General features: G+C 44.0%; 8 protein-coding genes. 6 read left to right on the top strand and 2 right to left on the bottom strand.

What is annotated here, in order from left to right; translation table 11 throughout:
- Positions 1-63 precede the first annotated feature (63 nt).
- On the top strand, positions 64-2,391 hold the full coding sequence (locus MusilaSJ_RS01210; protein WP_274988256.1) for a tetratricopeptide repeat-containing sensor histidine kinase: 2,328 nt from the start codon (positions 64-66) through the stop codon (positions 2,389-2,391).
- Positions 2,392-2,625: 234 nt separating this feature from the next.
- Here MusilaSJ_RS01210 and MusilaSJ_RS01205 read toward each other — a convergent pair whose 3' ends face one another.
- A complete protein-coding gene (locus tag MusilaSJ_RS01205; RefSeq protein ID WP_274988255.1) occupies positions 2,626-4,914 on the bottom strand; it encodes a TonB-dependent receptor in 2,289 nt (762 codons plus the stop codon).
- Between the two features lie 341 nt (positions 4,915-5,255).
- Between MusilaSJ_RS01205 and MusilaSJ_RS01200 the strand changes: the two genes are divergently transcribed.
- On the top strand, positions 5,256-5,594 hold the full coding sequence (locus tag MusilaSJ_RS01200) for a zinc ribbon domain-containing protein YjdM (RefSeq protein ID WP_274988254.1): 339 nt from the start codon (positions 5,256-5,258) through the stop codon (positions 5,592-5,594).
- 36 nt (positions 5,595-5,630) lie between these two features.
- Here the strand turns inward: MusilaSJ_RS01200 and MusilaSJ_RS01195 are convergent, their stop codons facing one another.
- Positions 5,631-6,539, bottom strand: a complete 909-nt coding sequence (locus tag MusilaSJ_RS01195) for an AraC family transcriptional regulator (RefSeq protein WP_274988253.1) — start codon at positions 6,537-6,539, stop codon at positions 5,631-5,633.
- Positions 6,540-7,387: 848 nt separating this feature from the next.
- Here MusilaSJ_RS01195 and MusilaSJ_RS01190 point away from each other — a divergent pair.
- Genes MusilaSJ_RS01190 through MusilaSJ_RS01175 form a run of 4 tightly spaced genes read left to right on the top strand, consistent with a single transcriptional unit; the run spans position 7,388 to position 16,508 of the window.
- Positions 7,388-10,504, top strand: coding sequence for a SusC/RagA family TonB-linked outer membrane protein (locus tag MusilaSJ_RS01190; protein WP_274988252.1), 3,117 nt, complete (start codon positions 7,388-7,390; stop codon positions 10,502-10,504).
- Positions 10,505-10,523: 19 nt separating this feature from the next.
- On the top strand, positions 10,524-12,089 hold the full coding sequence (locus tag MusilaSJ_RS01185) for a RagB/SusD family nutrient uptake outer membrane protein (RefSeq protein WP_274988251.1): 1,566 nt from the start codon (positions 10,524-10,526) through the stop codon (positions 12,087-12,089).
- Between the two features lie 40 nt (positions 12,090-12,129).
- Positions 12,130-13,776 carry a glycoside hydrolase gene (locus tag MusilaSJ_RS01180; protein ID WP_274988250.1) on the top strand — a complete coding sequence of 549 codons (1,647 nt, stop codon included), beginning with the start codon at positions 12,130-12,132 and terminating at the stop codon, positions 13,774-13,776.
- The gene (locus tag MusilaSJ_RS01175; RefSeq protein ID WP_274988249.1) at positions 13,773-16,508 is read left to right on the top strand and encodes a DUF8487 domain-containing protein; all 2,736 of its coding nucleotides are present in this window, start codon (positions 13,773-13,775) and stop codon (positions 16,506-16,508) included. The genes MusilaSJ_RS01180 and MusilaSJ_RS01175 overlap by 4 nt, the downstream gene beginning before the upstream one ends.
- Position 16,509: the final 1 nt, after the last annotated feature.

Raw genomic sequence — 16,509 nt, 5'->3', positions numbered from 1 at the left:
TCAGTTTTCAGCCTCTTTTGAATCATAACGAAAAGCAATTTAGTTAAACCACATATCACGACGATGAAAAAGCTTGCCATTTGCATTTTTTTGATAAGCTGTACCTTTATCGCCGATGCTCAAAAAGTAGCGGAACTATTTCAAAAGCTACAAAACACCGGAAATGATACCAACCGTATCAATGCGCAACTTCAATTAGGTCAGTATTATTTAAATAAACCAGGAGAGCTATTTAAAGACCTGGACAGTTCTTCATATTACATAACACAAGCCGAAACACTCAGTAAAACTATCCATGCCACAGGCCATCTGTATCGTACGCTTTTTGCGAAAGGAGAACTTGACATAGAACAAAACAATTGGAACGCCGCAACTGAGGTTTTCACTTCGGTAGCTAACTATTACCAGGTACACCACGAACCATTAAAAGAAGCAAACGTTTGGCATTATTATGCCGACCGCATGCCTGTACCAGATAAGTTCAAAGTTGACAGTAAATTAAAGATCCATAATAAGGCCTATGAAATTTATTTGAAAAACGGCTTCAAGCTTCAGGCTGCCGATGAGCAGTTCCGGATTGCATTTACATACCAAAATGCTAATCAATTTGATAAGGCCGAACAGGGATTTATATCTGTCATTAAGCAATATCAGCTTTTAAAAAGCCCGCAAATTGCATTAGCCTATTATAGGCTGGCGGATAACTATTACCGTAAGGGCGATATGCCGAAAGAATTACTCGCCCGTATTAACTGTGTAAATGCCTATGAAGCCGCCGCTAAACATGATCTTAACTGGGGACAATATTATTACTTTACACTTGGAGTAGCCTACTACAATAAACGTCAGTTTGAACAGGCCTTAATTTATCACCAAAAATGTGTTGATATTGCAACTGAACTGAATAACCAGGAAATGTACAACCTGGGCGTTCACGAAATACTTACTTGTTATATTAATCTTAAAAAATACGCCACAGCTTTCGCGTATCTAAAAAAAACATCCCAAAGGTATCCTAAAAAAACTGTCGTTCAGGAAAGTATGTTTCTCTCGGCCGAGCTGAAACTATACAATCACATGAATAATGGCAATGCCGCCGAAAAAATGATCCCGAGGTTTAAAAAAGTATTCCAACAAGTTTATAAAGACATCCCCAGGGAAACAAAAAGAAATTATTATGCTATGGATAATTTCATTGCCACGTATGATCCCCTTCCCAAGCATTACCTGCTTACCAGGCAGTGGGCAAAGCTGGCCAATGAACTGAAGATGCTGGAAGCCCTGCCTACCGATAAAATGTCGGTACTTTCAAAAATGACCATCTATCAGCATAGATTCAAGGTTGATTCGGCCAAAGGCGATTTTTTGGCGGCATTAAAAGGCTTTCAGCGAATTAAAATCATTAAAGATTCCCTTACTAATGTTACAACAAGCAAACAAATAGGCGAGCTTGAAACCAAATATTTATCCGTACAAAAGGATAAGAAGATCCAGGAATTAAATAACCAGTCAACCATACAAAAAAACAACCTCGAAAAAATTAACCAGCAACGAAACATCACTCTTACCGGTGTGTTGATAGGCTTTATACTAACCGGAGTATTATACTTCGCTTACCGAAGCAAACAAAGCAGCAACTTTAAACTGAAGATAAAGCAGGAAGAGATCAACACTCAAAACAACTCTCTTTTCTCTTTACTAAATGAGAAAGAAAAACTACTTCAGGATAAAGATAGCCTGTTAAGCCGCCAACAGGACTTGCTAACCGAAAAAGAATGGCTGCTGCGGGAAGTTCATCACCGGGTTAAGAATAACCTGCAAATTGTAATGAGTTTACTGTATACGCAATCCGCATATCTGCAAAATACCGATGCCAGGGACGCAATAAGAGATAGCCAAAACCGGGTACAGGCCATTTCTATTATTCACCAAAAACTATACAGTAAAAGCAACGTGGCTACTATTGCGATGGCCGACTACATAACCGATTTAGTTAGATATCTTTATACCTGCTATGATTGCGGTCATCGTAAAATTAGATTTAAAGAAGATTTAGATCAGGTGAATCTGGATATATCCCAGGCCGTGCCTATGGGCCTTATATTGAATGAAACCATTACCAATAGTATTAAATATGCGTTTGGGAACGACGGAGGGGAAATTCTTATCCACGCGAAACTATCGGCCTTGAAAACTATTACTTTGCGTATTACTGATAACGGTAAAGGGCTACCAGCAAATTTCAAATTATCCGAAGCTTCGTCATTGGGAATGGAAATGCTTAAGGCACTTAGTAAGCAGTTGGGAGGCACTTTTGAGATTAAAAACGAACCGGGAGTTAGTGTACTTGTAATATTTAAAATTGAAAGTCAGATGAGGGCCGGGTCTTGACAATATGATGATTGGGTTACAAATTATCCCTGATAAATTTTCTGATTTCAGTATTTAGAGACAGGTGTTGCTAATTCGGCCGATATTCCCCTTGCACTTATAAACGGCGTACTAAAACGAAATGATCAATTGGTCAACCGGGGAAATTTAACGCGGTTATCCGGTTAAGGACGGCACATCCATGATATATAGGCGCCCACCGCCTGTATCATGGATGTGCTGATCGGCCTGTCTTTAATATCTTACTGATATACCAAAGTTAAACGCCGTGCCTCTGCCTTTTGAATAGAATCCCGGTTGCATGAACCATTGCGCACGTGCAGGAAAATAGTCTTCATTAAACAGATTTTCAATGCCCAGGCTCAATCGGGTATTCTTGTTCACTTTATACCCGGCCGCCAGGTTAAACAGGTTATAGGCTTTTACAGCCCCTTCATTGCCATTATAGATACCGGTGGCATTTTTTACGAAACGGTTGCGGTTGCCAATTCCTGTATAATTCAGGGTTATGTCCACCACCTGGATTGGTGAATAAGTAACATTACCGGTAATCTTAGGAGCAGAAATGCGCCTGCCGTTCAGGTAGGCATCTTGCGGGTCATCGTATTTCCCGTTTTGATTAACGTCCCTTTTTCCTTCTGTATAACTGTAACTACCGCCTACGGTTAACCGGCGGCTAAATATGTAGCTGGCAGCTAATTCAAAACCGTAAATTTTTTCAGGGCTCCGCGCGGTATTAAATAAGCCGGTGGCCGGATCATATAACACCTCAATTCCCAACTTAGAGGTGCTTTGATAGGCTGAAGCTGAAAATACCAGGTTTTGATAATGGCTTTCAAAGCCCGCCTCATAATTATTCACTTTAACAGCATCGGTATTGATCTTATTAATACTGTTTACCTTTGCATCGCGTAAAGCCAAACCGATGTCCATTACAGAAAAACCCTGGGAAAAACTTATATAAGGGCTGAACAGCTCAAAACGATTATACTTTAAACCGGCATTAAACAAAGCGGTATTATATTTCAACACGCCGCCCGTTACATCAAATGATGGAGTTACCGTAGCACCGCTTGCATTGGTAATGCGTAATGTACGATAGTTGTCGACATCAATATCAACACGCTCATACCGGAACCCTGTTTTGAACACCAGATCCCGAATGATCATCAAGTCGGCTTGCGCAAATGGTGCCAGGTTGATCATGTCCATGGCAGGTACCCAAACACGGCCGTCTACCAGAGGCTGTGAGGTTTTGTCTTTCAGCAAATCTATACCATAAGACAGGTTGGCGTTCAGCGACGGACGGCTGACCATTGGAGTTTGGAGGAATAATCGTATGCCTTTTTTGTCATTATGTGCTAATGACTGACCGTCGCCGCCATCAAAACGACCTAAGGACACATAAAACACATCCTGGCGTTTTTCATAATAAGCATCCGCGTTCAGGCTCGTATGTGCGAAAAGATCGTCAACCTTGTAAGATAAATGCAGGTTGTGATTGTAAGCCGCTCCGGTAGGAATGCCCGCCGGTTTACCAAGTACACCGGTAGCTTTCTGACCTGTAGCCAGGTTGCCGTTCACCAGCGTAAAGTTGCTGTTCTGTAAGCTGCTATAATAGTTATATACCAATTGTAAACGCTGGTTACGCGTTGGCTGATAACCCAGTTTAGCAAAGGCATTATAGGTGTTTGTTTCACCAAGGCTGTAGTTGGGCCCAACCACATCGCCTTTGGCATCTTTGTATTCTCCGGTTTCCTCTGCCATGCCGCTTGCTACATAATCAAATTTCCCTGCTTTGCCATAAAACATCTGACTGATACGACCGCCTACCGAATTACGTACCTTCACCAGCGAGCCGTTTAAATAAACGTCGGTTTTACCGGCAAACTTTGCCGAAGTATCAGGCACCAATGTTACATAGTTAACCAGGCCGCCGGCGGCACCATTACCGTAAATGGCTGTTGCCCCTTTTACGACTTCAATTTGCTGCAATACAGAGGGGTCAATAGACCTCAGGTCCACCTCGGCATTCCTGAGTGGGGACGACTGGCTCACACCATCAATCATAACCAGCATGGGACGCCCCCTTAAGTTTTGACCAACATTACTGCCCGATTGTGCTGTCGGGGCAAAGCCGGGTACCTGGTTTGCCAGGATGCTGGTCAGGTCCGGGTTAACAGCAATCTCATTGTCGAGTTTCTTTTTTGAAACGATGCTTACTGTTGATACAATATTCCTGGGGCTTTCCGGTCTTCTTGTAGCCGAAATTACAACCTCACCAAGCGCCTGGCTGGCTTGCCGTAAATGCCAGTTAATGGCTGTGTCACTCGTTAAAGCCGGAAGCGATACCAATATGGGCTGATAGCCGACGGCAGAAATTTCCAATGATAGTTGCTGTCCTGCCGGTACAAAAGCCGTGAAGAACCCTTTGGCATCACCACTTATCTGCGCGGTTTTCAACTTGATTGTGGGATAAGCTACTCCAGACACGGAGTCGCGGACGCTACCTTGTATTTTCACGTTTTGAGCTGATGCAAAACAGGATAATAATAAAAAACAGGTAGTAATAAAGTGTAATGGTCCATGTGATTTCATTAGATTAAATTTTGCACGAAAGTATTTATTTAATCTAATTCTAAATAATAAATCTTAAGAAACCCTGTTAAGTCAATATTAAAACTGGCAAATAGCATCTCACATATCAGAGTTTCGGCGAAACTACTTCGACAGATTACTGTATGGCAGGTCTGTCTTCCGGTTCCTTATTTCAATTGTTTTGCCTGGAAAAAATGTATACAACATGGCCGGATGCAAATCTTTTAAAATTTTATCTTTGCCGATGAAAATCAATACTACAAAAGATGACTGAACTTGCCCCCTGCCCAATATGTAAATCTCCCTATGCTTATGAAATGGATAACCTGCTCATATGTCCGGAATGCGGACACGAATGGAATCCGCAAGATAATCCTATAAGTTCAGATCTGTTTGTGGTGAAGGATAGCAATGGAAATATTCTCCAGAACGGGGATACTGTTGTTACAATAAAGAACCTGCCGGTACGTGGTTCCTCTCAAAGTATAAAAGCCGGGACCAAGGTTAAAAACATCCGTTTGGTTGACAGCGATCATAACATTGATTGTAAGATCGATGGGTTTGGCGCTATGGCATTAAAATCAGAGTTTGTTAAGAAAGCATAATTTTTTAAACATACAGCCCAAAGCGGGGAAACGCACTTATTTAATGGAAGGAGACCGGCTTTTACGGTATTCTTTGGGGCCGTATCCCATAGTTCTGTTAAACAATCTTGAAAAATAAAGAGGGTCGTCGATGCCGATGCGAAAAGCTATTTCACGGATCCTCAATTCCGTGAACTGCAGGTACTGACAAGCCTTTTGTATTTTAAGATGATTAAAATAATCTATAGGCGAAAATCCTGTGGTTTTCTTAAATAACGCAGAATAATGACTCACCGATAGGTTTACCGAGGCCGCGAGCTCAGCTAAACTTAGAGTCTTATCCAGATTCTTCTGCATGAATAAAATAGATCTGTCCTGCGGCTGGGAGTGTGTGTTTAAATTCGTTTTATAATATTTGTCCCTAAACAAAAAAGAACTTAAATATTGCAGCAGCAGTAAATTGACATACGTGAGATTTTCTGTACTGTAACCCTGTTCTAAAAATACGTAAAGCTTATCAAAAAGAGCGATCCGATCACCATCAAATTCGATGCTGTAGCGGAAACTCTGATCCCTGACATAAATTTGCTCCGTTATAGCGTCCGCTTGCGGACCTTTAAAGTGACACCAGTAAATTGTCCAGGGACTGCTTTCATTTGTTTCATAAAAGTGCTTAACACCATGAGGAATAACAAAAAAGTCGCCGGGCTTGATCTCATAAGTATGAGTGCCTATCTTAACCATCCCTTTTCCGTCAATGCAATAAATCAGGATATTTTGCCCCGCACCTGTATATCGCTCCCTGCGATGGAATTTTGCCTTGGGATAGTATCCAATATCCGTTATAAATGCTCCTTGTATAGCCGCATTTCCTTCACAAAACCGCTGTAATATAGTTTTGGGTATCACGATCGCTCGCTGACCTTCAAACCCATCTTTTTTGTAACTTGCTGAATATGTATTCATTTGATTTAGTTAAATCCTATCGCGGGTTACACATGTTTGCGAATGCAGACATGCTGTGTTAAAAGGCGAATAGATACTGTTTTGCCACAGCCGTTATCAATGTCGGATACTGACATTAAAAGTAAAATTTCTGAACGGCTGAATTTCATAAATCCATTAAATTATTATTTTTTAAAATACTCCCCTATCCCATCTTTTATTTACGATATACATAGAGTTTGATGTTCATTGATTTCAATCGGTAATTGTTAGTCGCTCAACATTGATATTCACAAAAATATTTAATAACAGGGCATTCTATATAGATGAAAAAATTAAAAACATGGACTATATAACTATCGCCGGAACGCTAAAACACTTTACGTTCATTGCGAAAATAAGGTCAGGCTTTTATAAGAAACAAGCCTGATGAGTACCCCTGATTCGGCTATTTATGGCAAACTTTTGTGCTTTTTATCAAACAGGACGAACTGAAATCATTTAACATTTGTTTCATTCCCTTCAATTTTCTCCTTCCTATAATTTAATGCGCCACTACGCATTCATTTTAATCAATGTCACATTCAAAAGGCCCTGGTATACCCTATAATTAAATAGTAAAATTATCCATATAGAATAACCAACCTCATGAATGCCCGCCTTCCGTTTTTTAACTAAAAGAATAAAATAACACCATATGGCTCCAAATGGCGAAAAAAAGGCATAGGTTTTCATTACCCAATAGGCGGCAAAACGGATAAATACAACACCAATCAGAATATTGTCCATGTATTACATCATATCGTCTATACTCAACGATCCGATTGCCATTAGATTTGTCATCCTTAATAACCCTAAATAACCCAATTATGAGAACAAAATTTACACTAACATTAGTGTTATTGTTACCACTTTACAGCCTGGTTTTCGCCCAAACCAAAGCCGTAAAAGGACGTGTAACAGATAACACGCATCAAACGCTTATTGGCGTAAGCATTTTGCTTAAGGGCACAAAAACCGGTTCTGTAACCGACGCGGCCGGTCAGTTCCAGATCAGAGCAAGCAAAGGTGACATACTGGTATTTTCTTACCTTGGTTTCCAGGCCAAAGAGGTTCCGGTGGATGACAGGGAAACTTATGAGGTAACACTTAACCCTGCCGACAATCAGCTTAATGAGGCCGTGGTAATTGGATACCAAACCATTACCCGCAAAAGCGTAACTACAGCGGTGTCCTCTGTCGGGACTAAAGACATTGCCCCAACCACCACCAGTAATGTTGCAGATGCTATTCAAGGTAAAGTACCAGGATTGCAGGTATTTCAGGGGGGCGGCAATCCCGGCGCGCAACCGAAGCTACTGATCAGGGGCTTCTCCACAATCACAGGGTCCAGCGATCCGCTCATTGTTGTTGACGGCGTGATCACCTCATTCGGCGGCCTTAATGACATTAACCCGTCAGATATTGACAAGATCGACGTGCTGAAAGATGCGGCAGCTACTGCTATTTATGGTTCCCGTGGCGGAGCCGGTGTTTTGCTGGTTACCACAAAAAGAGGGAAAGAGAAAACGCAGATCAATTTTAACGGAACTTCGGGCATGAACTATTGGGTGAACCCGAAACTTGCACAGACAGACGAGTTTGTAAGCCATTACCGCCAGATCTATGCCAATAACAACCAAACCCTTCCGGCCAATGGCGCGGTGACAGGAGTTAATACTGATTGGTGGAATGAGGCAACCAAAAAAGCTTACACCCACAACTATAATGTCAGCGCATCCGGATCAAAAAACGGGCTCACCTTTTATGGAAGCGCCGGGTATTTTGATCAAACCAGCAATTTTGCAGCACAGCGCGGTACTGCCGACTATCAAAAAATCACCACCAGGTTCAACATCGATTACGAAATTTCAAAAGTATTCAAATTTGGTGTTAGCCTTGCACCGCGCATGGAGCGATATGGCGACGGTGGCGGCACAAGCCTGTTCAACATCATGTCCATTGCACCCAACGTAGCGGCAACCAGGTCTGCCGCGGAGACGCAAACGGCTGTTAATGCGTATGCAGCAACCAATCCCAGCTGGAGCTTCACTGCCTATAACCCGGTTTACAGCCAGTTTACGCGTTCCAATTTTAATAATATCAATAATCCCCTGGCTGCCATGGCCCGTGATTTTAACCAATCACGATTATTCGGCACACAGGGTTCCTCCTATCTTGAAATCAAACCAATTAAAGGCCTGACGTTAAGAAGCAGTATTTCCGGCTTTTATAACTCAATAAACCAGACTAATTACCAGCCTAAATACTACATCGATCCACAAGACCGCAGTGATATATCAGGCGCATCCCAAAACTCGATGATCAACTACCGCTGGCAACTGGATAATACCATCAATTATATCGGAAGTATCAACAAGCATCATTACAATGTTTTGATAGGCCAGTCTGCCGATAACTATACGTATAATAACACTTACGTGTACCGCCAGGATGTTCCTTATGATGCGGAGCCTTATCACTACATTTCTGCCGGTGCAACGCTTGCCGACGGATCCGGCTCTCATCAACCCGGCGCGGGCCCCTTCGGTAAAATGAGCTCTTACTTTGCCCGCGTATCTTATGATTTTAATGAAACTTATTTCATTGCGGGCTCTTTCCGGGCAGATGGTTCATCGATGTTATCGCCCGCCAACCGCTGGGGTTATTTTCCAACCGTTTCAGGCGCTTATGTGATTTCAAACGAATCATTTATGAAGAACATCAAATGGCTGAACTACCTAAAGTTGCGCGGATCATTTGGCCGTGTAGGGGGCAATTTACCAGGCTCGCCGGGCGCTTATGAAAGTACTCTGGGCTTATCAGACTATATCAATGGCGCAAACAGCCGGGTTTATGGCTATGTTCCATCCAATGTACCCGACCCAAATATCAAGTGGGAAACAACACAGGACGTGACCATCGGCTTTGATGCGGACTTCTTCAATAATAAATTATCCATAACCGCAGATAAATACTGGCGCTCACCTAAAGACATGTTGCTTTACCTCCCGGTACAACCCTCGCTGGGCTATCCGCAGGGATATATCCCAACAGTTTATACTAACGTAGGTACCATGCGTACCAGCGGTTGGGAAGCAGCCATCAATTATAAAGACAAAATCGGTGGTGTTTCTTTCGGTATCAGCCTCACGGTACAGCATTTCCTTTCCAAAGCGGTCGACCTGAAGGGACAGATCCTATATGACGAAATATCCAATGACGTATTTCAGTCTACCCGGAGGACCAAAACCGCTGCAGGTGATATTTTAGGCGGCTATTACGGTTATAAGGTACTCGGTGTTTTCCAAACAGCCCAGGACGTACAGAACTATAAAAGCCCGAACGGCACTGTATTGCAGCCTAATGCGAGGCCCGGCGATTTTATGTACGCGAACGTTAACGGCGATAATACCATCGATTTGAACGACCGGACGTCGATCGGAAATCCATATCCTAAATTATCATCGGGCTTAAACCTTCAGGCTTCTTACCATGGCTTTGATTTCCGTATGGAATTTTATGGGTCCTTTGGCAATAAGGTAGCTGATGATTACCTGGTAAGGATGAACCCCATCTACGGGTATAACTTCATCAGCGGTAAAGAAAATAAATTTTGGACCGGTCCGGGCAGCACGAACAGTTATCCTGTGCTGAGTTTGAGTGATCCAAACGGCAATTTCTCTAAAAACTCCAGTTTCTTTATTAAAGAAGGCACCTATGTACGCAATAAATTATTGCAACTCGGTTACACTGTGCCTGAAAAGGCCTTGGGCGGCCGGGCTAAGGTACGGATTTACGTATCTGCTCAAAACCTCTTCACCATTACCAAATATGACGGATTAAACCCTGAAGTCCCATTTGCGGGTGTACTGAGGTATGGCATTGACAACGGACAGAACCCGATCCCCAAATTCTTCAATATCGGATTTAACGCGAATTTTTAAGACTTAGCAGTAAACAACAATGAAACACTTGAAATATATATTGCTCGTACTGGTTATTGCCGGCATGAGCGCTTGCAAAAAGACTTTCCTGGATCAGGAACCTTATGGTAACGCTATACAGGCCAATACTTTTTATAATACAGTTGATGAAGCCAGTGGCGCAACGATTGCTTGCTACAAATACATTGACTTTGACGACTGGTGGCAGACGCAATGGTGGAAGCAAGTAGGCGGCGAGGCCGCCTCCGATAATGAATGGATCGGTATCAACGGAGGGCAAGGCACGGCAGTACAGGCTGCGCACTACACGTTAAATGCCGAAAATGATCGTATTGAGGCGCACTGGATCGAAATCTACAAAAGCATTTATATTTTCAATGCTACCATTGAAGGCATTCAGAAATCGCAGATTGACGACGCTACCAAACAGAAGCTTATCGCCGAGATCAAGTTTCTGCGGGCTTTCCAATATTTTGAGCTGGTAAGAAATTGGGGCGGGATTCCGCTGATCACTAAGACACTGGGCCCTCAGGAAAATACCTACAGCAGGACCAGCGCCGCCGATGTGTACAATTTCATTAAACAAGATCTTAATAGTGCTATTGGCATTTTACCGAATAAATCACAGTATAGCGCCACAGATAAGTTCCGCGTATCAAAGGGAGCTGCGCAGGCACTGCTGGCCAAGATCGACCTGTATACCGAAGATTGGGCAGGAGCACAAAACCTCACCAGCCAGATCATCAGCTCTGGTGAATACAACCTGGAAACGTTTTTTGGTAATATATGGCAAACAACTAATCATAACGGACCTGAGTCTATTTTTGAAATACAGTACCAGTATTCTACCCAATACCCAAACCTGGGCAACATTTTCCCTACCACCTCCATGCCGGGGACCGAAGGCGGATGGGGATATTTTACACCAACCAGCGATCTTGAAAATGCCTTTAAATCGCAGGCAGACAGTGTAAGGTTAAACTGGACGATCATGCGCCAGGGCTTCCCGGTTGCAGGCGATCCGGCCAATACTTCATTCAATGCCAATCCGGCACAATGTAAATCTGCCAGGTACAACCGAAAAGTGTATGTACCTCGCGGTGAAAGAACACCGAACGGCCGCTTTTCAAAAGATCATATTTACCTGAGGCTGGCAGACGTTTACCTGATGAATGCTGAAGCTGCCGCTATGCAGCAGCAGTCGGCCCAGGCTTTACAGTCGATGCGCACGGTTAGGAACCGCGTTGGCCTCACTACCGATATGACACTTACCGGCTGGAACCTCATCAACGCTGTGCGGTTGGAGCGCAGGCTCGAAATGGCCCTGGAAGGAGATCGTTTGTATGACATCAGGCGATGGAAAGATCAAAGCGGACAACCGGTGATCAATAGTATTTTGGGACCGAACGGAAGCTTTGTTAAATACAATACGCAACAAAGCAAAGACCCATATGAAACTAAGAACCTGAACGAGCCTCAAAATAAGGGTGCTAATTTTATTGCAGGAACACATAATTTATGGCCTATCCCATCAAAGGAAATTATTGCCTCAAACGGAAAGATCACACAAAATCCGGGATATTAGCAGATAGCCGCCGGCATGCCGGCGGCTTTAAATAACTATTATGAAAATAAATTTGCGATCAGCACTGCTGTTCATGGTAATGCTGGGGGTATCAAACTCATTCAGCTGCGCTAAAAAAACAGGAATTAAAAAAGGAAACGACGGTTGCATCGTTAATGGCGTTAATACATGCAATACCGGCCCGGCCCGCATCACTATCAATCTGGGAAATGAGCAGCAAACGATGCAAAGCTTTGGTGCCTCTGATTGCTGGACAACCAAATTCATCGGAAAGTGGAATGATGTTACCAAAAAAAATCAGATTGCTGATTACCTGTTCAGCATGGAAGCCGACCAGCAGGGCAATCCCAAAGGTATTGGCCTTACGCTTTGGCGCTTCAACATCGGCGCCGGGAGCTATGAACAAGGTGCGGATAGCGGAATACCGGATGAGTTTCGCCGGGAAGAATGCTTTCTGGATGCAAATAATAATTATAACTGGAACAAACAAGCAGGCCAGCAATGGTTCCTGTCGGCAGCGAAAGCACGCGGTGTAAAAAACTTCCTGGCATTTTCTGTTTCGCCACCGGTACAGTTCACGCAAAATAATAAAGCTTATGGTTTAGCTAACAGTCATCTGAACCTGACAGAAAGCAAGAAAAATGCTTTTGCAGATTTTCTGGTTAGCGTTTTAAAGCATTTTGAATCAAGCAGTACCCCTTTTAATTATCTCAGCCCCTTTAATGAACCCCAGTGGAATTGGGGAGAAAATCCATCGCAGGAAGGCACTGGTGCTACCAATGCTGAAATTGCAGACTTTATACGCCTGTTGGGCCCGAAGATGAAAGCTGCCGGCTTAGCAACTACGATATGTGTTGGTGAAGCCAATCAATGGAATTCGCTGGATGCTAACAACAGTGATGGCCGCGGCGATCAGCTCAACCAATTCTTTAACAAAAGCTCCGCTAATTATATAGGCGATGTCCCTTCGATGGAGCACTTACTATCAGCACACAGTTATTTTACTACCTGTCCGGGCGCCGATTTGATCAGTTACCGGCAACACGCGGCAGATAAGCAAAAGGCTGTTGACCCAAGTCTTCATCTTTGGCAGTCAGAGTTTGGTATATTAGGCGATATTTGTGGTCTATTGAATGGGTACCCGAAAAATACCGGTATTGATTACGGCTTGTATGTGGCCAAAGTTATTCATCATGACCTTACGGTGGCCAATGTAACTTCATGGCAGTGGTGGCTTGCCGTTGATACTTATAATTATAGTGACGGGCTTGTATACATTAACGACCCATCTGGTGGATATGACCTGAACAGCATGAAAACCAATGGCCTGGTTAGTGATTCAAAACAATTGTGGTGTTTGGGAAATTATTCGCGGTTTATCAGGCCGGGGATGATCCGCATAAATGCAGCATTAAGCGATATTACCGATCCTGTACTGGCAACAGGAACACAAATGGTTTCCGCATACAAAGATCTCGCTTCAAAACAATTGGTTATTGTGCTGATAAATATGAGTACCGAAAGCAAACAATACACGGTTGATCCGGGTGGTTCACAATTGGCCGGAAATACATTTGATATGTACACCACAACAGCTCTCAAAAATCTTAAAAAATCAACAACTCCCGTCGGGACAATAACACTTGAGCCCCGTTCTGTTACTACTTTAACCGCTCACTATCAATGATGCAGTATTCTTTAAAAAAAACATTTTTCTTGCTCGCGGCGCTGGTAGCAAGTTCCACCATTTCGGCGCAGGTTAAACCAATCCCGGTTGCCGGCAAATGGCTGTACAGGCTCGATTCGCTGGGCAAAGGTTTGGATCAGAACTGGCAGCAACAGCAATTTACTAACAGCATATGGCTGCCTGGCACCTTAGATGACGCCGGTATCGGGGCGCCTGTAAAGGTGGATACAACTGTGCTGAGCAAGGACATCATGCTGCATCTGTCCAGAAAACACAGGTACACCGGTGCCGTTTGGTACCAGCGCAGCATAAATCTAACCAGCCGGATGGCCAACGTCCTGCTGTCGCTTGAACGGGTGATCTGGAAAACCGATTGCTGGATAGATGGCAAACCAGCCGGCACACAGGAAAGCCTGATTGCACCACAAGTTTTCAAATTAGGCCCTCTGGCAGCAGGTAAACATGTGATCACCATTCGCGTAGATAATCGCAAGCAGCATGATATCAGTGTAAATGACTTTGCCCATGCCTACACCGACGGTACACAGATCATTTGGAACGGCGTTATCGGAAAGATGCAGCTGATCGACATAGGCAAACAAGTTATTAACCAGGTACAGGTATACTCCTCGCTGGCCAATCACAGCGTAAAGGCAGCTATCAGCCTGGGCGGTTCCCATCGTGGCGATACTTATCTGCGGGCTTCCCTCCTTTCCGGAAAAAAGGTCGTTAAACAAACCAGCCCAACCGTTATTCAGCATGATCAGCAGGAAATTAACCTCCAGGTTCCGGAGGTGCAATCATGGGACGAATTTCATCCGCGCCTATACAGCCTTCGCACGGAAGTAATTGACAGCAAGGGACGAGTTTTGGATGCCAGGACTCAAAGTTTTGGCTTCAGGGATATTAACGCGACCGGGAACGAGCTTCGTATCAATGGTCGTCCGCTTTTTCTGCGCGGTACGCTTGAATGCAATATTTTTCCGCTGGAAGGCCATCCACCAATGAATGCAGCCGGCTGGCTGAAAGTGTTTAAGACCGCTAAAGCTTACGGGCTGAACCATCTTCGCTTTCATTCATGGTGCCCGCCCGAAGCAGCATTTCAGGTAGCCGACTCGCTGGGTTTTTACCTGCATGTTGAGCTGCCACTATGGGCGCTAACCGTGGGAAAAGACCCCAAAACATTAACTTACCTGGAACAGGAAGCCGAAAATATCATCCGGAATTATGGCAACCACCCTTCATTTTGTTTTTGGAGCATGGGTAATGAGCTGGAGGGCGATTTTGGATGGCTGGAGAAGCTGGTGCGTAAGTTAAAGCAGGAAGACAACCGGCATTTATACACCACAACCACCTTCAGTTTTCAAAAAGGGCATGGCAAAAATCCGGAGCCTGCCGATGATTATTTTATTACCCAGTACACGGAAAAAGGATGGGTACGGGGACAGGGTATTTTTAACACCAACCCGCCCGATTTTAAGACAGATTACAGTAAAGCGCTGGAAGGGACAACAGTTCCCCTTATTATTCACGAGGTGGGCCAGTATTCCGTTTATCCGGATCTTGAAGAAATAAAAAAATATACCGGGGTTTTGCGGCCAGCTAACTTTGAGGCAGTACGGAACAACCTCCGCGAAAAAGGGATACTTGGATTGGCTCCCGATTACCTTAAAGCCAGCGGAACACTGGCCGTTCAGCTTTACAAAGAAGAAATTGAACGCGCGTTGAAAACCCAGGGTGTTGGCGGGTTTCAATTGCTTGACCTTCATGATTTTCCGGGGCAGGGAACAGCACTCGTTGGGATTTTAAATGCTTTCTGGGATAGTAAAGGACTGATTTCGCCGGCTGATTTTAGCAAATTCTGTGGCCCAGTGGTGCCATTGATCCGTTTTGAAAAAGCGGCTTACAGCAATAATGAGCATTTTAATGCCACTGCCGAAATCGCTAATTACAGTGATGGTAAAATCAACGGAGAAGTGCTTTGGTCAGCGGCTTCAACGGATAAACAGTTTAATTTTCATGGTTCGCTTGGCCGGCAGCTTATCGCTATTGGCAACGCTTCTGCGGGAAGTTTCTCAATAGATCTCAGCAAAATCGACCGGGCTTGTGAATTACTGATCACTGTAAGCATAGCCAATACCGGTTATACTAATCACTGGAAAATTTGGGTTTACCCAGATAAAAAGCCGGAATCTTTTAGTAACGTGATCTTTACTACATCCATCGACAGTGCCCTTAGTTATCTGCAAGCGGGGCGAAAAGTGTTGCTTAATCCGGATACTGCCAACGTTAAAGGTATCGACGGCCGTTTCGCTCCTGTTTTCTGGAGCCCGGTCCACTTCCCCGATCAACCAGGCAGTATGGGCCTGCTCATCGACAAGAAAAGTAACGCGCTGGCTGATTTCCCTACTGACTTTTATACGGATTGGCAATGGTGGGACCTGGTGACCCGTTCCCGGTCGCTCCTACTCGATAAATTGGGAGCTCCTGCAACGCCTATAGTCCGGGTGATCGATAACTTTTTCAGGAACCGTAACCTGGCAACGCTGGTTGAATTCAAGGTTGGTTCCGGGAGCTTAATTCTTTGCACAATGGATCTTCATAGTCAATTAACGGAACGGGCAGCGGCAAGGCAGCTCCGATACAGCTTGTTACATTATGCGGCCGGGAATACATTCCAGCCGGTACAGGAGATCAGCACGGGCGATCTGCGCAGGTTATTAGATAACTAAA

The sequence above is a fragment of the Mucilaginibacter sp. SJ genome (assembly GCF_028993635.1).
Lineage (GTDB): Bacteria > Bacteroidota > Bacteroidia > Sphingobacteriales > Sphingobacteriaceae > Mucilaginibacter.
Note: the sequence above shows the minus strand (reverse complement) of the source record. Positions and strands in the feature narration are given on the sequence as shown.